Annotated in this window: 14 protein-coding genes and 1 pseudogene; 4 read left to right on the top strand and 11 right to left on the bottom strand. The window is 43.7% G+C overall.

What is annotated here, in order from left to right:
• The first annotated feature begins 1 nt into the window (after position 1).
• Both DI53_RS15745 and DI53_RS15740 read left to right on the top strand, forming a co-directional pair.
• The gene (locus tag DI53_RS15745; RefSeq protein ID WP_037501853.1) at positions 2 to 2,062 is read left to right on the top strand and encodes a hypothetical protein; all 2,061 of its coding nucleotides are present in this window, start codon (positions 2 to 4) and stop codon (positions 2,060 to 2,062) included.
• An 18-nt stretch (positions 2,063 to 2,080) separates the two neighbouring features.
• The gene (locus tag DI53_RS15740; RefSeq protein ID WP_037501851.1) at positions 2,081 to 3,373 is read left to right on the top strand and encodes a hypothetical protein; all 1,293 of its coding nucleotides are present in this window, start codon (positions 2,081 to 2,083) and stop codon (positions 3,371 to 3,373) included.
• A gap of 173 nt (positions 3,374 to 3,546) precedes the next feature.
• On the opposite strand, the gene DI53_RS15735 is transcribed toward DI53_RS15740, so the two are convergent.
• The 8 genes and pseudogenes from DI53_RS15735 to DI53_RS15700 form a co-directional block, all read right to left on the bottom strand.
• Positions 3,547 to 4,992: a BT_3987 domain-containing protein gene (locus tag DI53_RS15735; RefSeq protein ID WP_037501848.1), complete on the bottom strand. Its 1,446-nt coding sequence runs from the start codon at positions 4,990 to 4,992 to the stop codon at positions 3,547 to 3,549.
• A gap of 39 nt (positions 4,993 to 5,031) precedes the next feature.
• On the bottom strand, positions 5,032 to 6,150 hold the full coding sequence (locus DI53_RS15730; protein ID WP_037501845.1) for a DUF1735 and LamG domain-containing protein: 1,119 nt from the start codon (positions 6,148 to 6,150) through the stop codon (positions 5,032 to 5,034).
• 26 nt (positions 6,151 to 6,176) lie between these two features.
• Positions 6,177 to 7,142, bottom strand: coding sequence for a glycoside hydrolase family 18 (locus DI53_RS15725; protein ID WP_037501842.1), 966 nt, complete (start codon positions 7,140 to 7,142; stop codon positions 6,177 to 6,179).
• Positions 7,143 to 7,312: 170 nt separating this feature from the next.
• Positions 7,313 to 8,923, bottom strand: a pseudogene (locus DI53_RS20660) (RagB/SusD family nutrient uptake outer membrane protein).
• Between the two features lie 18 nt (positions 8,924 to 8,941).
• Complete coding sequence (locus DI53_RS15715) at positions 8,942 to 12,280, bottom strand: SusC/RagA family TonB-linked outer membrane protein (RefSeq protein WP_052072468.1); 3,339 nt, start codon at positions 12,278 to 12,280, stop codon at positions 8,942 to 8,944.
• 208 nt (positions 12,281 to 12,488) lie between these two features.
• Positions 12,489 to 13,601 (bottom strand): FecR family protein, encoded by a 1,113-nt coding sequence (locus DI53_RS15710; RefSeq protein WP_037501838.1) that lies wholly within the window; start codon positions 13,599 to 13,601, stop codon positions 12,489 to 12,491.
• Positions 13,602 to 13,685: 84 nt separating this feature from the next.
• Positions 13,686 to 14,258 carry an RNA polymerase sigma factor gene (locus DI53_RS15705; protein WP_037501835.1) on the bottom strand — a complete coding sequence of 191 codons (573 nt, stop codon included), beginning with the start codon at positions 14,256 to 14,258 and terminating at the stop codon, positions 13,686 to 13,688.
• A gap of 165 nt (positions 14,259 to 14,423) precedes the next feature.
• Positions 14,424 to 14,777: a DUF2200 domain-containing protein gene (locus DI53_RS15700; RefSeq protein ID WP_037501832.1), complete on the bottom strand. Its 354-nt coding sequence runs from the start codon at positions 14,775 to 14,777 to the stop codon at positions 14,424 to 14,426.
• A 189-nt stretch (positions 14,778 to 14,966) separates the two neighbouring features.
• On the opposite strand from DI53_RS15700, the gene DI53_RS15695 reads away from it, so the two are divergent.
• Entirely contained in the window at positions 14,967 to 15,308 is a 342-nt protein-coding gene (locus DI53_RS15695; protein ID WP_131555319.1) for a hypothetical protein, read from the top strand.
• 99 nt (positions 15,309 to 15,407) lie between these two features.
• Here DI53_RS15695 and DI53_RS15690 read toward each other — a convergent pair whose 3' ends face one another.
• The gene (locus DI53_RS15690; RefSeq protein ID WP_037501826.1) at positions 15,408 to 16,925 is read right to left on the bottom strand and encodes a GH3 family acyl-acid amido synthetase; all 1,518 of its coding nucleotides are present in this window, start codon (positions 16,923 to 16,925) and stop codon (positions 15,408 to 15,410) included.
• A 205-nt stretch (positions 16,926 to 17,130) separates the two neighbouring features.
• On the opposite strand from DI53_RS15690, the gene DI53_RS15685 reads away from it, so the two are divergent.
• Positions 17,131 to 17,604, top strand: coding sequence for a DoxX family protein (locus DI53_RS15685; RefSeq protein ID WP_052072467.1), 474 nt, complete (start codon positions 17,131 to 17,133; stop codon positions 17,602 to 17,604).
• 76 nt (positions 17,605 to 17,680) lie between these two features.
• Here the strand turns inward: DI53_RS15685 and kdsA are convergent, their stop codons facing one another.
• Together kdsA and recQ are read right to left on the bottom strand one after the other, a co-directional pair.
• The gene (gene kdsA / locus DI53_RS15680) at positions 17,681 to 18,496 is read right to left on the bottom strand and encodes a 3-deoxy-8-phosphooctulonate synthase (RefSeq protein ID WP_037501823.1); all 816 of its coding nucleotides are present in this window, start codon (positions 18,494 to 18,496) and stop codon (positions 17,681 to 17,683) included.
• A gap of 15 nt (positions 18,497 to 18,511) precedes the next feature.
• A complete protein-coding gene (recQ, locus tag DI53_RS15675; protein ID WP_037501820.1) occupies positions 18,512 to 20,701 on the bottom strand; it encodes a DNA helicase RecQ in 2,190 nt (729 codons plus the stop codon).
• Between the last annotated feature and the right edge of the window lie 20 nt (positions 20,702 to 20,721).

Here is a 20,721-nt window from a genome sequence, read left to right as displayed (position 1 = left end):
CATGACGTCTTCAAAGAAATGCCTGATCGGGTTATTCACCATAGCGTTCTCGAGCTTAACCTATGGACAAGAATTAGCGCAACGTATACCCGCTCATGCGGATATGGTCGCGGTGCTGAATAATCAAGCTATAGTAAAACACAGCTCTATTGAAAAACTGAACCAAGTTTTATCTCAGCTCGGTGCTTTTGATGCGTTGCAGGGTGATCAACAACGTACTGTGGACAACATTGAGGATTTCGATTTGGACTACGACCGTAATGCTTATCTGTATCGAACAGATTCGGATAGTGCCTACTATGTAGGGATACTAATTCCGCTGAAATCCGGACACAACATCGAGAAAAACCTCTTTTCCGCGCTTCCTACCGCAACATTATCCAACGGTTTTCGACAAACCACGACCAAAGATAAAAAAACACAACTGGCCTGGAATGAAAATAGTCTGCTTATCCTCACGGGCAACTACAAAAGTCATTATTTTCGAAACGATAGCGTTGCTGCCTCCTTTGGCATTGAACAGCCAGCCTATGCAGATAATGGGTATGATCGTCCTTTTAGCCCACTTGATTTGGCATATTCGCCTCCGACAAATGTTAGCACTGAAAACATTGATGCAATAGCAGACAGCATTCAAGTGATAGCAGACAGTATTGCAGATTTGAATGTGGCCCTGGCAGATACAGCCATGCAGACAACTACAATAACGCCGCAAGATAGTATTGCTCCACCTGTGGTAATAGCAGTACCCCCACCCGTCCTCACGGAAGACTGGAATGAGGATGATGCACTTATTGATACCGCTATAGCATACGATGACTATTACGACACGCAATATGATAGCTATAATGATGATAGCTACAAAGAAGAAATGATCCGTAATGCAAAAAACGATTCAATAAAAAATTCCCTTTTTAAAGCATGGATAACTACAGAGCTGGAACAGCACTTACACCTAGCAAAAGCGTCAACCGTGCATAAGCAAATTGGCAAGTACGATAAAAACAATACGCTTGTTCATGTTTGGGTAAAAGATCTGGATGAAGTTTATCGCAGTGCGCTTCCTTTCGACGAACTGGGAATGGGACTTGGTATAGATATGAAAAATTTGAATTATGGTTATCAGGATGCCGTGCTGGACCTCGTTCAAGATAAAAATGTACTGACACTTAAAGGCTCTGTTGGTTTAGATAAAGACATACAGCGATTATTTGCTAAGATGTATAAAAGCAAAGTGAATCGTAAATTTGCGAAATATATTCCAGAAAATCATTTAGGCTATGTTTCATTGAACATCAACACAGAAGCTTACCTCAATAGTATTCCGCTCTTGTTTGAACGGTGGTATGCCCCTATGCTGTTTCAATATGACGATTTGATCAATATTGCGGGGACGACATTGCAAATTGCCCTTGATGAAAAAGCGATTGCGAAAGTTATGAGAGGGGATCACGTTGTATTTATCAACGATCTCAAAAAAGTAAAAACAGATTACATAGACTACGAATACGACGAGGACTATAATTACAAAGAAGTTACTAAGACAAAAGAGGAAGAGATCCCTAACTTCCTTTGGATGTTTACTTCAGAAGATCAGCGTATCTTTAAACGCTTATTACTTTTTGCTGAGAAAAAGAATCAGGCAAGCCAGTCCGAAGGCATATTCAAGATTGCGAAAGATGAAAAATCGATGCCCGTCTATATTTATTTCAAAGATGACCTTGTTTTTGTGGGGAACGATGAAGCGCAATTTTCGGCTATTAAAGACAACCGATTTGAAACGAGCAAAGACGCATCCGTTAAAAAGCAAATTTTTGCAAACAACATGACCGCTACGGTTCATACTCCTCAAATACCAGAAGTTATTCGTAAACTGGGCATCCCGATTGTCGGTAGGGAACACAAAACTGTCAGTTCACTGGCGGAGTATGGCGACATCACGTTAAAAGCGAATGGGATAAAAAAGAATAGAATTGAAGGTGAGTTTTCTGTGGCTTTTCCGCTAAAAGAAAATAATGCGCTACAATACTTGCTTCAGAGCATTATCGATACGATGAATTAAAAAGAGTTTCGCTAGCACATGAGAAAAGCCGCAATTATAGTTGGAAGTTCTATTGCCGCAATTGTTATTGCGGCAATAGTATTTTACTATGTAAGAGATTATCGGGCTAAACGCCAACTGGTACATAAGGATAGCGAATCTTTTCTTATGCTATCCGTCGACGATCTATTTATCGATAATATCAGCGAGTTAATACGTTCAACTTCGAAAGATACCCTTAAAACGGACAGCACTAAACTCCCATCCCTGGGAGACTTCATGCACAGTGGTCTTGCTATTCCCGCCGACCTGCTGCTATTCAGCATACCGCAGCACCGGGAGACTTTTTACAGTATCCACAAAATAAAAGATAGAGAAGATTGGGGTCAATTGTTAACAAAATATTCGCAGGGGAATTCGTCCCCCCACAACACAGAAAAGATGAGGTTTCATCAGCTACATCAATATGTGCAGGCGGCGGAAAACGGCACTCATGTTCTTTTTCGATTTGGGGCAACAGATGCAAGCTGGAATAAAGAGGAGATGATTTTGTTAGAACAATCGGGCGATTTGATACCGCTTGCAGAGATTGACTCTTATCAAAAATTAAAACACAAAGATCATGTAACCTATTGGCAGTCGAATGGGAGATTGTCTGCGACGGCAAAACTTTCCGGCAAAAAACTTGCTATCGACGGCCATTGGACCACCCGCACAAAAGTACAAACCGCTCCCTATATGGTTCGGAAAATGGATAGCGAGGATATGGCTTTGATGCTTTGGAGCAGACTGCCATTGCAGGATATACCTGCGATTTACAAAACAATAGCTCGATTTTCAGGACAAGATGCCGATGGCCTGCGCGGTGATCCGCCAAACTACCTTGACTTGCTTATTCGCAGGCAACTTGTCGAACAGCAGGATTCTATTATTAGCTATGAATACGATGAAGATTTCAATAGCATGGAAACAAATGTACTGCAGACTGTTAATGTTCCCCTTATCGAAAGCCTTTGGCAAGGTAAAACAGATCTTGCGCAACAACTTCCTGACAAGTTTTTCTATAAGCTGTACAAACACCAACAGGCAGATGCCCTAATGCTTACCACGAAGAAATCCGTTGAGCATAACATCAGCTACCAGGAAAGTCCATATATTTTTATGCTTTGTTTGCGTATGGTTAATTGGCCGGACAACTGGTTGATAGCGCCTTTCAACACCATGCAGCAGGCGGGAGTTGAAGCCACACTAAGGGCAACAGCAGTAGGAGAAAACGGGATAAAAATAGCGGGCGAAATCAGCGCAAACGAACCACTCTTATCATTATTTTAGACATCTGGAACCTTGCAGGCATGTTTTAAAAGGGTCTTTGTATAGCAAATGCGCTAGGTTATGGTGAAGTACCTCCTTTTCAATCTATTTCAATAAAAAAGCGCCGGCATAATACCGGACGCTTCCTAACAAACAACAACTAAGTATGAAAAATGTCTTCGAACTTCAGCTAGCTATTCGTAGGCATATAGTTCTCCAAAGCCCGGCATATACTGTCCATATTGCGTAATGGCAAACCGGAAATAGCGAGCCTGTACCGGCGTATAAAAACTGAGGTTGCGAAGCTCTGGGTTGCTAGGGGTACCACCTGGCATACTTCCAGCATAGGAACCTTGACTTGTCCAGTTAATACCGTCATTACTGGAAAGAATCTCCATCCCCGTTATCGCGGAGATGAAGACAGAATTATAGAAATTCCAATATCGCGGCGTAAAGCTGAAGCCTCGAATATTTTTGGTATTTCGCATGTCTACAGTGAAAACGACATTCTGCGCTCCAAAGTCCGAATGCCATCCAGTGGCGGGGTTACCATCGAAGACCATAGCGGGCGTCCCCCCTGGGGCATATTGTGTATCTGTCGAACTAGCCGTTGCCGTCCAATCTGCGCGATCGACACGGCTACCCGATGGTGCTGGATTATCAGGATGAATGTTTTGCAATGCTATGTCTAAAGCAAAATAGGCGCGACCTTCGGCCTCATGCGGCGGCACCGGCCCTTCATCCACAATACCTACCGGTAGCAAGTAACTACGTCCAGTTTCAAACGCATGCATATTACTTAGCATCAAGCTGAAAGGCATGTCGGCCGATAACGTTCCACTATTGATAGATACATTGTTTGGACTAAGTGAGAAAGTACCCGTAGGAAACGCTATATAATTGGTTTGATTGGCTTGATTGTAACTTGCCAACCAATCTTGCCGATCCGAAAGAGCGATCGTTAGCGGTGTTGCAAAACGCGTATTAATAGCCGCAGTTAGATTAAGGTTACCGCTTACAATATCACCAGCGGGCGTCCGACTGATACGGAGAGGTATGACGCGATTGGCCGGCGCACCATTTAGTTGCGTTGTAATCTGGCTGAATCTAACCCGAACATACATAACTGCGCGATTGCTGCTTAAGGGTAGATCGGAATTGCTACTAGATAGACGAATGGGCAATACGTACTCCTTTGTGAAGTCTAAGCTTCCTGCCTGCGTGCCTAGTGCTATCCTCAACGAATCAGCAGACCGCTCTTGACCTGCGGGAATATGTACCTGACCATTGCCCTCTAATATAAAACTGCCATCGGGTATTTTTATGGTTTCAGTGTTGTGCTCGCGATTGTAAACCGCAAGCAGGGATGTATCAATTGCTGCAGTGACCTGCACATCACGATCAAACGCGCGGGTAAGCAGTACCGGGAATGCCGTTCCTGATCCCTCTAGAACGTTACCGCGCGCCGTGACAAAGGTAGCATCCATGCTGTTTGCAGTTGATCCAGTAGGCATATATATAATAAGATCCTGTGGCGTAGGTAGATCATTCCGACTACAACTGCTAAGCATGGCGACGAGCGTCAGTAACAGGAGGCTGCGCAGCTGAGCGAAACGCCATTTCTTTAAATTTCTTTTCATAAAATAATTAATCTATGTTTCTTATAACGGTTAGTTTTACTATTCACAGCGCACGCCAGATACCCATTGTATATCGCGAGTGGCTACTGCATGGCGGTTATTTCCGCTGATGTCCGGTACCGTACGCCCTTCGGCTTCGTTAAATTTCCAATACCCGATCAAGCCAGGGCTATTCGGGTCAACCCCACAGCGTCCGTTATTAATTTCTGCTTGCGATAGTGCCCTTGACCAAAGTCTAGCCTCGCTAATAGCACCATTCAATAAACGACCATTTGCGGAATACCCAAAATGAAATCCCCCTGCCCACATGTTAGTCAAATCAACTGTTTGAGTACCGCTTCGGCTTCCTGCCAGCTGCCCATCTACATAAATCCGCACTTGGCTTCCGTCGGAGACGACGGCCAAATGATACCAGGTATTTGTCGTGAATGATCGATCTACATTGATGCCACTACTTTGCAAGACATTAGGTGCTACCGTTACATCCCCGAAGCGCATCAAAAACATTTCCTCAATACCCATTATGGAACTAATAAAAGGTGTTCTTGTAGCAAAACTATTGACCATAACACGTGTCTCCATCGTGATCGTTCGCATTGCGCGTAGCGCTTCATTATTGGTCGAAAAATCTACCCGCAAGTAGTTGCTTGCAAGGGATGCTGCACGGGTTATTATTACTTGGTTGACAACAAGGTAAATTGTTTTGGAAGCATCGATAACGGGCATCCCAGATGCATTGCGGATTGTAATCGGCATCATATAAGCTTCACCTACCCGAAAATGCTCCGTACCATGTACCTGAAAAGAAATAGCATTCGACACATTCGTACCGGGAGATATCGCCACCCTATTTGCTGATAAGGAATAAGCAGCATCAGGAAGTGCTTTGTAAGCGGTACCATTTCGCTCATTATAAGCTTGTATCAATAGCGTATCTACCGCGATCTCTGCCGATACTTCGCGGTCAGCAAGCGCTGATGAGCTGATCGTTATCACCTGGGCACCCCCGGTAGCATCTACGGTCAATCGTGCATCCGTCGTTTCTTCAGCCATGGTGAGATAAATGGAGGCGGTATTCGGATTTTCTCTTTTACAGCTCGAGGCGATTCCTCCCAATAAAACGAGGCTAGTTAAAAAATGAAATATGTTAATTTTCATAATAATTCCTATTTATAAATGTATAATTAGCGAACGGCTGGGTTCATGATTTGAATGGCCGCTCTAGTCCAGCGATACTCTGGATTCAGTGCATACTCGTAATTAGGCAAGTAGGCCGCAATACCGCCTTTTTTGCCACCTTGTGGATTCCAGGCAGCGTATGCCGCTAAGAGCCCACCCGTTTCCCAAAGTGTCTCAAAATTTTCGCCTGCAATGCATTTTTCAAAGGGCATACCGGGGATCTGACGAAAACGATTAGGTAGGGAAGCTACATTGCCCCCCTGGGGTGAGTATGCCTGTACGACGAAATAATCCAGATACGGAACAACAGTGGCGGGCAACCTTTCGGTGAACATATCTACAACCAATAGTTTACCGCTGCCGGACTGCGGCCCGAGAACTTTTCCCAACTCGATGATGAGTAACTCCGCATTCCTATTGTTGTATAACAAATCTCGAGGACTCGGTTCATAGTCCAAATCAAAGCCGTCCAGACCGTATTCATTTACCTGCTTGGCCACATTCTCCGCCACCAGCTTAAATCCCTCAATCAATCGTGCCTCACCTTGTCCAGCAAATGTTGTCACGAAGTCTTGTTCAGCATAACGGTCTAAGAAAGTATCAAATGCGAGCGCCACACTAATAAAACGCGTACCTTTAATACGCTGTGTTTCGTTCATTTTTTTGTGATTGTAGGATCCTAACGGTGGCAACCCGCCCCACATACTTACGATGTCCACGCTGTCCGGGATATGGTCCATAACCGTTATAATATCAGGGCCGCCGGCGGCCCCGGAGCCACCAAACCAACCGTAATAGATCTGATGATCACTTTTTTTATAAGCGCGAAGGTTGGTATAGTAATCCTCGCTACGCGCCTCAACAAGACGCTCAACAGCTTCTGGTGTCGGTAGATTTTGCTTTTCGCAAGCTCCTAAAAGTAGGGTGCTGACTCCCAACAATGTATATAGTATGATCTTTGTATCTTTCATGTGTAAATAATTAGTTCATGAGCGCATTACGCTCGTTATTTTTACTGTCATATCAAACATTCCTGTTTTTTTTCCAAGATGCTCGTATCTGATAATCATAAGCCTTTTATATGGTCTTTTTTCGTACAGATGATCTTTTCATTTTTTGTACCCTCGATTACAATAGCTCATTACGGCTTCGCATCCCACCACAATCTGGTACCTCCATTATCTGGCCCACCTAAAAGAGTCAGCGCAGCTGCAACATTTGCTCCATTCTCCTGATATTGTTGCAGCGGATACGGTAATCTACGCACCTGAGTTTCTGTGTTTACTGTTCCATTACTTCTATTCAGGCCGACAGGAAATACTTTCGGGTAACCGGTACGCCGGAACTCCGCCCAAGCCTCAGCACCATTTGGATACATCGCGATCCATTTTTGGGTGATAATGCGCTCTAGATTTCTTTCGAAGCTGGCCGCACCCTCCCATTGGATCGTGATATTACTGCGTGCGGCCATACTGTACCTATTGCCCGCTGAATAGTCCACATAGTTAGCCGGTCGCGCAGTGGCATTACTCAAATAGTCCGCAGGCATTGAAACGCCTTGTTGAGTAAAAGCCAGCCGAACTCCGTCTTCATAAAAACTCTGGGCAGTGCCACCCATATTCCAGCCGCGTAGTGCTCCTTCAGCACGCAGGAAGGAAACTTCCGAAGCGTACATCCAAGGTAAGGGCGTATCGTCAGCCACATTCAAAGTTGAAAACGGTTGGTAAACTGCCGGAACGACATCAATGCCACTTCGCAGCCCTACGTAAACACCCGGGCGGATCTCAGAGGTTTGAAAGAATTTTGCAATACGCGGATCATTGTAACCGTTTAAATACGAGTCCATCGTGGCACCCATCCGTAGCTCGTTATAACCGTGTGATAAGTGAAACATAGGGTTTCTAAAATTCCGTCCTGAAATACCTTTTTAGAGGGCAGCATCTGTGATCGTCATTAACAGACCGGCTGGGTGGCTGACCGCTTCTTCGGCAAAGCGTTGTGCATTGGCCGGGTCTACATAGGCCATCCGCATAGCTAACCTGAGCTTTAAGGAATTCGCATACTTAGCCCACAGCACGTAATTTCCCACATATATTTGGTCGTATGCCGCTAAAGGTGTCCCCGCATTAGCACCAAGCTCATGCAGGATATCCGCTGCCCTTCCCAATTCAGCGATAGATGTCCTATATATGCTTTCCTGACTGTCAAATGCCGGTGTAAAAGTACCTGTCGGAATTTGGGAATAAGGCAAAGGCCCATAACTATCTGTTACGCGCAGCATGCCTGTAATCTTGATGATCTGGGCTACGGAAAACTGCAGCGAATCTCCTGATAAATCTGTTGCCTGTTTAATCCGTGTCCAGCCCGCCATAAGGACACCAGTTAGCCTAAATTGTTCGTTAACCCAACCCAGGTTAAATCCATAGGTTAAGTTATTGGTATTTCCATTCCAGTTATTTGCTTGCCCCATATAGCCTGCATAGCAGTCTGCAGCCAAACTGTATGCCAACTGATAGCTATTGATAAAATTGGTTTGGCCGGCGGGATCGCCGGCGGGCATTACCGCGTTAACCATATCGGGGAAATTCCGTCCTACTAAGAAACCGTCAGCAAGTTGCTGTTCAAGAGTAGCAAGATATGGGTTTGTATTGTACTCCTCGTACTTTTTCGTGCAGGATGCCAGCGTAGCAACGCATAAGAGAAAAGCGAAAGAAGCTTGTACAACGGTATAGTGTTTATGATAATTTCTCATGATGTTCATGTCAAATTTTTAAAATTGTGCTCGTATACTAAATCCCACACTTCGGTAACTGGGCTGCCTAAAGTAATCGATACCCTGGCCGTACGTTCCGGTAGATGATGTCGTTTCCGGATCGAAAGGAGATTTATTGTAAAACATAAATAGATTTCTTCCCGTGACGGATACCCGCAAATCTGGGCCTTTCTCATTAAGCCATTTACGTGGGATGTTATAGCCAATAGCAGCTTCACGCAAGCGCACATTCGTTGCACTGTAAATGTAATATGCTGCCATACCGTCTGCCCCCATTCCAAGCAAATTATAATAGCCTTGGACATTTGGATATCGAGTATCATAAACCAGCACACCGCCGTTATCCCGATCAATAGCCGATTGTTCGGAGACCCCAAACCCGTCCATAAGCGCTTGCGTATAGGATACACCCACTCCGCCGACGCGTGCATCAACTAGAAAGGATACATCAACACCTTTGAAGGAAAACTGGTTGTTCCAGCCTAATGTAAAATCAGGCAACCCGTTTCCTACGTACCGCCGCTCTGAAAGCGTTATCTGCTGTACCGATCCGTCAACAGGGCTAACCCAAAGGTTACCCTGATTATTCTCGCGTAGCACACGCGAAATATAGAAATCAGCCATCGTGCCCCCTACGGTTAACACATTTTGAAAATCACCTAAACCGCTAACCGGACGTTGTTCATTCACATACGGCTCACCGGTTGCCGGATCCAAAAATCCGTCTGAAAGACGTATAATGCGATTTCTATTTAAAGAAAACACCAGCCCCGATGTCCAATTTAGTTCTCCAAATTTCCCATGATGTGATAAGGTCGCCTCAATTCCCCGATTGCGTATATCTCCAGCGTTATAAAAGAAATCCGTAAAGACCCCAATCGCTATCGTGGGCTGCTGAAGTAATTGATCTGTGGTGTTTGATTGGTATACGGTGGCATTTAGCGATAAGCGATCGCGTAAAAAGCGAAGCTCCATACCGGCCTCGTAAGAGCGGGTACGCTCAGGCAGGTAGTCTGGGAAAGGAGCTGGCCGGAATCGCTGATCAATCAAGGAATACACCGGATTTACTATCCCAAATTGCGGCGGATTACCCACTTCGGCGTAAGAGAACCGTAATTTTGCAAAAGAAATGACGTCTTTTGATACATTCCACTTATCACTCAACACCCCCGAAACACCTACGGACGGGTAAAAATAAGAGGAAGTGGTTGCAACGCCGGGAGGCAATTGCGATGGCCATTCGTAGCGACCCGTCAAATCCATAAATAGCCAATTGTCATAGCCGAAATGCGCTGTAGCGAAAACCGACTGCAGTTCCGTACGGCTATAACTTTGCGTGGGCGGATTTTCCGTATTTTCCTGTACCGAATAGAAGTTTGCTAGGCGAGTAAGGTTGCCACCAGCCCCCAAACCATCCATCCAGTCATGTTGATAGCTTCCGCCCACATTCGCCCGAAAACTAACCCGATCACTGATATCTTTTCGGATGTTAGCGATAAAATCCAGGTATGTATTTTTGCTGGAAACTTTATTCGTGCTATAAAAGCCGAAGTTTGAAGCAAATAATGGGCTTGTACTGGCGGGCCTAATATTTTCGTTTTGCGTGAGGCTATTATCTATCCGCGCGCGCCCTGTTACGTCTAACCAATCAAACACTTTGTAATTAGCCGTTACACTCATCATATAGCGATCGATATTGTTTCCAGCCCGCTGCGCATCAGTTATCCAATAAGGATTTTGCAGGGAAATTCCTTGATCCCGATATGGCCAAAACTGTGTGTCTATTACACGATCGGGATTATAGCGAGAATATACCTTGTATTTATTAAAATCATCTCCCGGCGGGAAGAGGTAGATGGGCACAATTGGGTTATGGTATTGCCCCTGCGCAACCATATTGTTATCATTTAATTTTACGTACATCGCGCTGAAGTCTGCCGTCAAGCGGTCCGTAAGCTGTGTGTTATGCCGAAGGGAGAAGTTATACCTATTAAATGTGTTGTTCCGTATAATGCCCTCCGCATTATTTGCTCCTGCCGAAAAGAGCGTCTGGCTTTTTTCCGTTCCTCCGGAAACACTAACGGAGTTAAACACATTAAAACCAGTCTGAAAGAAACCTCGCGGACTATAGGTTGATGGCTGTTGGAGCTTGCCCCCCCAACTTGCATATTCTTGTGGATTTGCCTGTCCGTAGGTATTTTGAAAACGAGGCATAACAAAGGGTGTGAAAAAATCGGAACTATGCGACGCATTTACGCGAATTCGTCCAATTGATCCTTTTTTGGTCGTGACAAGAAGCACCCCATTGGCACCTTGATTTCCATATAGTGCTGTTGCCGATGGACCCGTCAATGCCGTGATGCTTTCTATATCCTCTGGATTGAAGCTGGAAATTCCCTCTCCACTTACAGGACCTGCAAAAGTTCCTACAGACTCTCCACCATTGTTGTTGGGAATAGGGATGCCATCAATGACGTATAGCGCATTGTTGTTTCCTGCTATAGACTTTGTACCGCGCATAACCACCCGCGTCGCGCCGCCAATTCCCGATGAACTTGCGTTGATCGTTACCCCCGCAATCTTTCCAGTTAATGCATTGACAAAATTTGCATCTTTATTCCGTGTCACCTCCTCGGCCTTAAATTCCTGCACATTATAGGTTAATGTTTTCGCAGACTGGCGAATTCCCAAAGCCGTAACGACGACTTGTTCCATGAGCTCTTCTTCGGATTGAAGAATAACGTTTATTCGTGTTTGTGTTCCTACACGGATTTCCTGCTTTTGATAGCCAAGTGCGGAAAATACCAGTATATCACCTTCATTTGCATCCAGCTCAAACTCGCCTTGCATCGTGGTGGAGGTGCCTTGGTTGTTGCTCTTATTTAATACGGAAACACCTGCAATAGCTTGCCCCAAGCTATCCTTGACCGTACCCTCAATACGAGCCAAGACACTGACAGCTGGCTGTTCCATATGTTTATGATGACGGATAGTAATACTTCGGTCCTTTATAACGTAACGGAGTGGCAAATCCTTCAAAGTTTTCTCCAACGCCTCATTTACGGTAGCTTTTGTAAGTGTCACGTTTACTATTCTATTCTTCGGAATTGCTTTTCCATCGTAGATAAGATCATAGCCACTTTGATTTCTGATTTCTTTAAGAACGGATTCTAAGGAAGCGTTTTTCTGATTTATCGTTATCTGCTGCGCCTTTGTTTTCGCCACAAGTTGGGTCATCGTAACGAGAAGCATTGCAATGGTGAGCCGCATAACAAGCGATATTTTACGGCATAGCGTACCATTTACGCCAATTTTAATGGAGTATTTTTTATACATTTGATTTGTTTGGTTTATAGCAGTATGCCCCAACTTTCCACAGCGCGGGTTTCTGCTAGTTAACGAGTTAGTTTTCGAACGATCTGTTCCAAACGTCGACCAGGGATGTACTATACATCTCTGGTTTGTTTTATAGATTTTAACAGTAGTATTGCTTCATAATTTCACGTTTAAAGGTTTATACATATTAGCTTTATTGGGTAATATTCTATTGATGTACAAAAACTTTCCTGCCTTCGATCTCGAAACGAACGACACCGGACGACTCTATTAAATCAAGGACAGAAGATAAGTTTCTGTTTCTAGACACCCACCCCCGGGCCTCTACGTTGGCTGGTACAGATTTATCATAAACAACTTCCACATTGTACCAGCGGGCGATTTTCTGCATGGCAGTGCGGAAGGGTACCTCATTGAAATTGAAATCTCCTTCCTTCCAGTCTATCGTGCTTTCAATATCTGCATGCGCTATGCGTATTTCTTTACCATTATTTGTTGCTCGCTCGCCCGGTTGAAGGAGGTGCTGTTTGCCTGCCGCCAACACTTTGACAGCCCCTTCAATCAGGGTCGTGTTCACTGCCGGCTCATTTGTATAGGAGTTTATATTAAATTCTGTTCCGGTGGCGAGGACTTCTTGCTTGTCTGTCACCACGATAAAGGGATGGCTTTTATCTGGCGCAACTTTGAAATACGCTTCTCCATTTAATATGACCCTACGTTGCTCATTACGCGAAAAAGCTGCGCTATAAGTTAAACTAGAAGCCGCATTAAGCCACACCCTACTCTTATCTGGCAATGTGATGCTATACGTCTGCCCGTTATTGGTCGATAGTGTATTCGTTCCGCGTGGGTCGTCTCCGGTGTCATCGACTTGGTAAATAAGTTGCCCATCTGCCGTCTTTGTAATCCGTATCCCCGGTTTACTCACAATATCGCCGTCCAACTCGGTCGTGAGCCTAATTTTAGTACCATCTGCCATAGTCAATGTTGCCGCAGTATCACCAGGTGCCACATCGTTTATCAAACCTGTTTGCGGACCCGAGAAAGAATGGTCCTGCCGGTCGTAAAGCAATAAATTAAGAGCCATTATCAAGATGATAGAAGCTGCAGCGGCAATTAACATCCATTCTTTTGTTTTGGCATGTGGTGGCCTCGGCAACAGCTTCCGTATTTCCTCCAGTTGCTGCACACGATCCTGTGGTGAAAAAGCCGAAGTGTCTCGTACGCGCAATTGCTTGTACCACTTTTCCACGACGGCTTTTTGTTCAGGACTTGCTTCTCCCCTTGTATAAAGACGTAATAACTTTTTTGCTTTTTCCATTGGTTATGCAGACACGCTTAAGTGACCCCTATATACCTATGACAAATAAGTATGGGTGAACAAGTATCGGAAATACACTATTTTTTAATAAAGTAGAAATAGAAGAAAATAAAGTGACCCCAGTCTTTTTCGTAATATTTTTAAGACGTTGGTCATTTGCTTGGAAACAGTATGTTCTGATGTCCCCAATTGTTCCGCAATTTGCTTATGCGAGAGTCCTTTGTCCCTGCAAAGGGTGAACACTTCTTTCATTCTCGGGGGAAGCAAATCCACTTCTTGCTGTATGGTAGCGCGCAATTCCTTCTCCCGAATTTGCAGATCGATTAGATAATTGCCTTCGTGAATAAACTCGTTTAAAGAAGCTAAATAGAAATTTTCTTTTTTTCGTTTGTAGATTACATTAAGCGACCTATTCCTGACAGCGGTATAAAGATAGTTTGCCAATCCGGAGGTGAGCGTTAACGCTTCTCGTTTTGTCCACAGCTCCGTAAAAAGTTCTTGGATGACATCCTGAACATCCTGCGCCTGCCCAAGCTTTTTCCAGGCATGTGCCTGAAGCGGCGATTTGTAGCGGTCATAAATTTCCAGATAAGCGGCATGATCTCCCTTTTTTAAAAGAGCCATCAGATCCATGTCGGCTATCTTGAAATAGTTCATTTTGTCAATTTATCGATTTATAAAATATTAACCAGCCCCACCAACATCCTGCACCTGGAATGCAAATTCACTTCAATATTAACAAAATATTTACAAATGAAGATAAAAATATTTTAATTGATGTATATTGTAGCGATCGATAGACGATACATTAAGAAAACAGAGTTATGTTCTGAGGATTTTATCCATTGACTTACCTTTTGCCAACTCGTCTACCAATTTATCAAGATATCGGACTTTCTGCATAATTGGATCTTCGATTTCCTCCACGCGATAACCACAAATGAGACCTGTTATTTTATGCACGTTTGGATTAATTCTTGGAGCCTCATTAAACAAGGTTTCGAAATCAGTTTTGTTATCAAGAATACGTTGTAACGCTATCGCGTCATAGCCTGTCAACCAACTTATAATTTGGTCAACCTCATCCTTCGATCGGCCTTTTCTTTCGGCCTTTTGTATGTAGTGTGGGTATACGCTTGCGAAGGACATCTTATAAACACGCTCTATATTTTTCATATCATTTGCTTTTTTAAGCAAGTTAAGGAAAATGACCTGTATCCTATTGTTATTTTAGAATTTCTGGGTGACAGCGTTTCCCCTCCTTTAACCAAAAAACAGCACTGTTTGTTACTTACTTCGCTGGTTTCAGCTTAAATGAACTATTCGAGGATAGGCGAGGTTCTTAAAGAAAATTGGAGGACAACTATGAGAACTGTAAAAGAACCGACTAGCTACTTGAGTCTAGCGCTAATACACGTAGGGCATGCATTTGCGGATGCTGATCCGGATGAACAAAAGCGAGAAGAAGCGGTGGAACCGGATGAGATGGATAAATTTCCTGACGAAGGCGAAGGAGTAGAAAATCTGCCGCCCACCCAACCTGATGTAAACCCGTTGGAACGTGAGAATCCTGATACTTCCGAATCCGATAATGAGTCGTTAGAAAAAGAGGAGAATGATCCCGAATCGACATTGGACGAGCAGGATTTAAAGACGACTGGGGAAACGATCGTAGTTGATAGACGAACGGGCAAAGATGAATTTTAGTCTTTTTCGAACATAAGGAAACATGCAACTGCGTTTCTTATGCGAAAACCTTTTACCGATGGATAATCTTAAGGGTTATCCATCGGTATCTGGAATATATTACAATTTAGAAATGTATTCTTCAAACGCTTCGAAATCTTCCTGATTCATCACTCTTGGGATTTTGGCTTGACCGCCCATCTTCTTGTGCTGTTCGCTCCACTGGTGAAAATAATGAGTAGGAATAACACGGAGCTCCAACCCGTCTAGCGCTTGATTTCGCGCTACCTTAAAGTTCTTATTACTTTCCTGCAGCTCTTCATCCAAAAATTTACGCAGCTCTCCTGTAGGACACTCTTGCTCAGCGCCAATGTACCACTGATTGATCTTTTTGCCATCACGTTGAACCGTGGAGACAACGAACTCTTTAATTTGAACGTGAAATTTATCCTGCATTTTTTGAATTGCCGTATTCATCTGGTGCACGGAAAGCTGCTCGCCCACCACATTTAAGAAATGCTTGGTACGCCCACTGATAATAATTTCTGCCCTCACTTTATCCTTAACAATAATGGTATCACCGATCATATACCGCCATGCGCCAGACACCGTGCTTATCAGCAACACATATTCTACACCCTCCTCTACTTCATCCAATGCCAAAACCTCTGCATCTTGTCTTACAGCTCCAGACTCATCCATATTACGTTCTACAAACGGTACAAATTCGAAGAATATACCGTTATCTACAATAAGCGCCATAGCATCCGTGTCAGGTCGCTTTTGCGTAGCTAAATATCCTTCTGAGGCTAAATACGTGTCAATATAAGTTACCGGGCGGGCAAACAACTTCTCGAAACTCTTTTTGTAAGGCCCGAAAGCTACGCCCCCCGTAGTGTAAACTTGGAGATTTGGCCAAAGGTCATGGATTGTATCCACTTTGTTAAGCCTGACGATCTCTTTGAGTAACAATTCGGACCATGAGGGCATACCAGACATACTGCCTACATCCCACTTATGCGCAGATTTAGCTATCTTAGCTACGCGCTCATCCCAATCTTTACTAGCGGCGATTTTCTTGCCCGGTTTATAAAATTTCCGGAACCATAAGGGCAAATTTGCTGCTGAAATACCACTGATCTCACCCGCAAGGAAACCTTTCCGTTCTTTTAACTCCGTGCTGCTCCCTAACATCATAATATCCTTCTCAAAGAAATCTGCAGGTAGATCAAAATTCTTTAAACTAAGAATTTGCTGTATGCCGGCTTTTTTGATCGCATCTAACATGTCGTCGGTGACAGGTATTGCTTTACTATTACTGGTCGTGCCACTACTCATAGCGAAATAGTTTTGTCCACCCGGCCAAGTTACATTCTCGTGCCCTACTTCCAGATAATGCCACCACTCCGCATATAACTTATCATAGTCAAAAATAGGTACAGCATGCTGAAATGCACGGACAGGATCCTCCGAAGAAAGTATCCCCTCGAAATGATAGTGACGACCGAATGCCGTATTTTTCGCTTTCTCTAACATCGCGAGTAATACCTCATGCTGCGCTTCTACAGGTGATGGATCCTTACTGATTAAACCATTGACTTTAATTGCTCGCTTTATAATTTCTCCAATAATTGCCATAGTGTATACAAGGTGATTACATTTTTCTCTATAACACGTTCAAGCTCCGTTTTAGTTTTTATTATCCTAAAACATCTGCGCATGTTAAGGCAGAATTTCCGATGAATCTTGTTTTGGCACAGCAAATAGCATATGCTATTCCGCTTTAGAAAAAATTCAAACTTCCGTCTATGGCACTCGTTATAGTAGAAACAGGATCAACGATATGGACAATCTATCAAACCACAGACCACTAAGCAGCGCACAACAGGTGGCGCGCGTTATACTAGGGCTATTTATGTTATTCGCGGGGATAGGCCATCTCACTTTTGCCCGAACAACATTTCAAGCACAGGTGCCGGATTGGGTTCCCATGGACAAGGATATGGTAGTTGTACTATCTGGAATAGTAGAGATAAGCTTAGGACTCTTAATTATCATCTGGGGACATCGCTACAAAGCAATTCCTTGGTTGCTTGCATTATTTTTCATCGCTGTATTCCCTGGAAATATCGCACAGTATGTCAACGAGCGTGATGGATTTGGGCTTAACACGGAAGGAGCCCGATTGCTGCGTCTTTTCTTTCAACCCGTATTGATTTTATGGGCATTGTGGAGCATGGGGGCTATTGGCTACCGAAAGCGCGAGAAGAATGCCGGGATGGCGGGTACAGACAGCTTCCCATCTAAATTGAAATAATTTTTTCTTCCATAAAAAGGCCGTCTTCCTGATTACAACAAGCGTCAGCAAGACGGCAATTATTATTTTTTTAATTTTATAAAATAGCTTCGCGTACGCGCACGAGCTTTTCTATTAAACCTTCCAAAAGATCCAAATGCAGCATATTTGCTCCATCTGATTTTGCATTGGCAGGGTCAGGATGTGTTTCGATAAATAAACCATCGGCGCCCACAGCAATAGCTGCTTTTGCAATCGTCTCGATTAATGCTGGTTTACCACCTGTAACGCCGGACGTTTGATTAGGTTGCTGCAACGAATGCGTACAGTCCATGATGGTTGGCACCTGGAAAGCGCGCATCTCCGGAATACCGCGATAATCCACAATAAGATCTTGGTAACCAAACGAGTTACCTCTATCAGTTAAACAAACTTTTGAGTTCCCAGAATCCTTCACTTTATCTACGGCGAACTGCATCGAGGCTGCCGATAGGAATTGTCCTTTCTTAATATTCACAACTTTACCGGTTTGGGCTGCAGCCACCAAAAGTTCTGTTTGCCGGCAAAGAAAAGCGGGAATTTGCAAAACATCAACATACTCCGCAGCCATAGCCGCTTCATGGCTTTCGTGAATATCCGTAACAGTAGGAACACCGAAAGTCTCACCTACTTTCTGCAATACTTTAAGCGCCTTTTCATCACCGATTCCAGTAAATGAATCAACGCGCGAGCGATTTGCCTTGCGATATGAGCCTTTGAAAATGTAAGGGATGCTGTATTTATCTGTTATATTAACAATGCGTTCGGCGATGCGTAATGCGATGTCTTCTCCTTCAATAGCACAGGGACCAGCCATTAAAAAAAACTGCAGCGAGCCACCGTTTTTTATGCCCGGCAAATAATCTTGAATCATAGTGTATTATGGTAATTAATTTCCTAACTCCGACATGAATTTTATACGCATCAGCTGTATATCTTCGAATGTGTAATCTTCCTCGCCTAGCTCTGCCAAGGCTTCCTTTATCGAATCGATTTCCGCCGCACGAAAATAATCATAAACTTCATCCTGCCGATCCCGATCGATCATTTCATCAACAAAGTAACCAATATTGAGCTTCGTACCAGAATTGACAATGGATTCTACTTCTTTCAGAAGATCTTCATAACTTATTCCTTTGGAGGAGGCAATGTCCTCTAAGCCAATTTTTCGGTCTATATTCTGAATAATGGAGACCTTAAGCGCCGATTTATTCGCTGCGCTCTTCACGACTAAGTCCTGCGGCCGGTCGATTTCATTATCTTGCACATACTTTTTTATCAGTTCCACAAATGCGGCACCAAATTTAGCGGCTTTCCCAGCGCCAACACCCTGAATTTGTTTCAGCTCGTCCAAGCTTACCGGATAGTGGGTACACATCTCATCCAATGAAGGATCCTGAAAGATAACAAATGGCGGTAAAGACTTCTGCTTGGCAATCTTTTTCCGCAACTCTTTCAACATGTTAAGCAGCTCCATATCAAGCGCGCCTGCAGATCCGCCGATGTCTTCGCTAAGATCTTCGTCGGATTTTTCCATAGGCCTATTGAGAATAAATTTCAATGCATATGGGTTAGCAAGATACTTGCGACCACTTTCCGTCAAAATAAGTAAACCGTAATGGTCAATATCCTTTTTTACAAAACCGTTTAATTCTGCTTGACGAATGAGTGATTTCCAATACGTTATTCCAAGCTCCTTCCCTTTTCCGAACAAGGGGTGCGTATCATGTTTGTAGGACGATATTGGTTGGTTATTCTGCCCGATCATGACGTTGATAATGTGATGATCATCAAATTTGTCACCCTGCTCTTTCAAAAAGCCTAAGACTTCGAGTAATGATTTTTCAGCGTCAAAATAGGTTTTCTCCGTCCGACAATTGTCGCACATATTGTTACAGCCTGTCTCGTCGAATTGTTCACCAAAATAGTGCAAAATCTGCTTTCTACGACAAACGGATGATTCGGAATAATCGATCACCTCTTTTAGAATTTGTGTACCGATTTCCCGCTCTGAAACGGGCTTATCCTTCATAAATTTTGTCAACTTTTCAACGTCCTTTTCCGCGTAGAAAGCCAAACAATAACCTTCACCGCCATCCCTTCCAGCCCGACCTGTCTCTTGGTAGTAGCCTTCCATAGATTTAGGAATATCATGATGGATAACATAACGCACATCAGGTTTGTCGATGCCCATGCCGAAAGCAATAGTCGCGACGATCACTTGGACATCTTCCATCAAGAACTTATCTTGCGTATCCGCCCTGGTTTTAGCGTCCAGCCCTGCATGATAGGGCAAAGCCTTTATCCCGTTTATATTCAAAACTTCGGCTATCTCTTCTACTTTTTTACGGCTAAGACAATAGATGATCCCCGTCTTTCCAACATTCAATCGTATAAATTTGACGATCTCCTTCACCACGTTTTTCTTTGTGCGAACCTCGTAATATAAATTGGAACGGTTAAAGGAAGATTTGAAAAGCGTAGCATCATTCATCTGCAGATTCTTACGAATATCAGACTGAACTTTTGGTGTAGCTGTCGCCGTAAGCGCGATGATGGGAATACCTTCGCCAATGCCGTTGATAACTTGCCTTATTTTTCGATACTCTGGACGGAAGTCGTGCCCCCATTCCGAAATACAATGCGCTTCATCTACAGCAACAAATGACACTTTTATCTGTCGCAGAAATTGTGTATTTTCTTCTTTTGCCAAAGACTCTGGTGCCACGTAAAGCAGCTTTGTTTTGCCGTCTGTCACATCCTGTTTCACTTTCGAAATTTCACTCTTATTCAACGAGGAATTTAGGAAATGGGCTATACTTTCGTTCCCCCCAAATGCACGCATTTGATCGACTTGATTTTTCATCAAGGCAATCAGCGGTGAAATGACAATTGCCGTCCCCTCACTCATCAGCGCAGGCAATTGATAACAAATTGACTTTCCTCCTCCCGTGGGCATAATAACGAATGTATCTTTCTTATTCAGGATATTCGTTATAATAGCTTCCTGATCCCCTTTGAATGTATCGAAGCCGAAAAATTCCTGTAGATTGTCAAATAGTGATTTTTCTATTTCCATTGACTGTAGAACAAAAAATT

The sequence above is a fragment of the Sphingobacterium deserti genome (genome assembly GCF_000757725.1).
Classification (GTDB): Bacteria; Bacteroidota; Bacteroidia; order Sphingobacteriales; family Sphingobacteriaceae; genus Sphingobacterium; species Sphingobacterium deserti.
The sequence above is the reverse complement of the archived record's forward strand: the minus strand, read 5'-3'. Positions and strand labels throughout refer to the sequence as shown.

What these genes read in the sequence shown, in the direction of transcription:
- DI53_RS15745 (WP_037501853.1), top strand. Translation starts at nt 2, where the DNA reads ATGACGTCTTCAAAGAAATGCCTGATCGGGTTATTCACCATAGCGTTC.
- DI53_RS15740 (WP_037501851.1), top strand. Translation starts at nt 2,081, where the DNA reads ATGAGAAAAGCCGCAATTATAGTTGGAAGTTCTATTGCCGCAATTGTT.
- DI53_RS15735 (WP_037501848.1), bottom strand. Translation starts at nt 4,992, where the DNA reads ATGAAAAGAAATTTAAAGAAATGGCGTTTCGCTCAGCTGCGCAGCCTC.
- DI53_RS15730 (WP_037501845.1), bottom strand. Translation starts at nt 6,150, where the DNA reads ATGAAAATTAACATATTTCATTTTTTAACTAGCCTCGTTTTATTGGGA.
- DI53_RS15725 (WP_037501842.1), bottom strand. Translation starts at nt 7,142, where the DNA reads ATGAAAGATACAAAGATCATACTATATACATTGTTGGGAGTCAGCACC.
- DI53_RS15715 (WP_052072468.1), bottom strand. Translation starts at nt 12,280, where the DNA reads ATGTATAAAAAATACTCCATTAAAATTGGCGTAAATGGTACGCTATGC.
- DI53_RS15710 (WP_037501838.1), bottom strand. Translation starts at nt 13,601, where the DNA reads ATGGAAAAAGCAAAAAAGTTATTACGTCTTTATACAAGGGGAGAAGCA.
- DI53_RS15705 (WP_037501835.1), bottom strand. Translation starts at nt 14,258, where the DNA reads ATGAACTATTTCAAGATAGCCGACATGGATCTGATGGCTCTTTTAAAA.
- DI53_RS15700 (WP_037501832.1), bottom strand. Translation starts at nt 14,777, where the DNA reads ATGAAAAATATAGAGCGTGTTTATAAGATGTCCTTCGCAAGCGTATAC.
- DI53_RS15695 (WP_131555319.1), top strand. Translation starts at nt 14,967, where the DNA reads ATGAGAACTGTAAAAGAACCGACTAGCTACTTGAGTCTAGCGCTAATA.
- DI53_RS15690 (WP_037501826.1), bottom strand. Translation starts at nt 16,925, where the DNA reads ATGGCAATTATTGGAGAAATTATAAAGCGAGCAATTAAAGTCAATGGT.
- DI53_RS15685 (WP_052072467.1), top strand. Translation starts at nt 17,131, where the DNA reads ATGGACAATCTATCAAACCACAGACCACTAAGCAGCGCACAACAGGTG.
- kdsA (WP_037501823.1), bottom strand. Translation starts at nt 18,496, where the DNA reads ATGATTCAAGATTATTTGCCGGGCATAAAAAACGGTGGCTCGCTGCAG.
- recQ (WP_037501820.1), bottom strand. Translation starts at nt 20,701, where the DNA reads ATGGAAATAGAAAAATCACTATTTGACAATCTACAGGAATTTTTCGGC.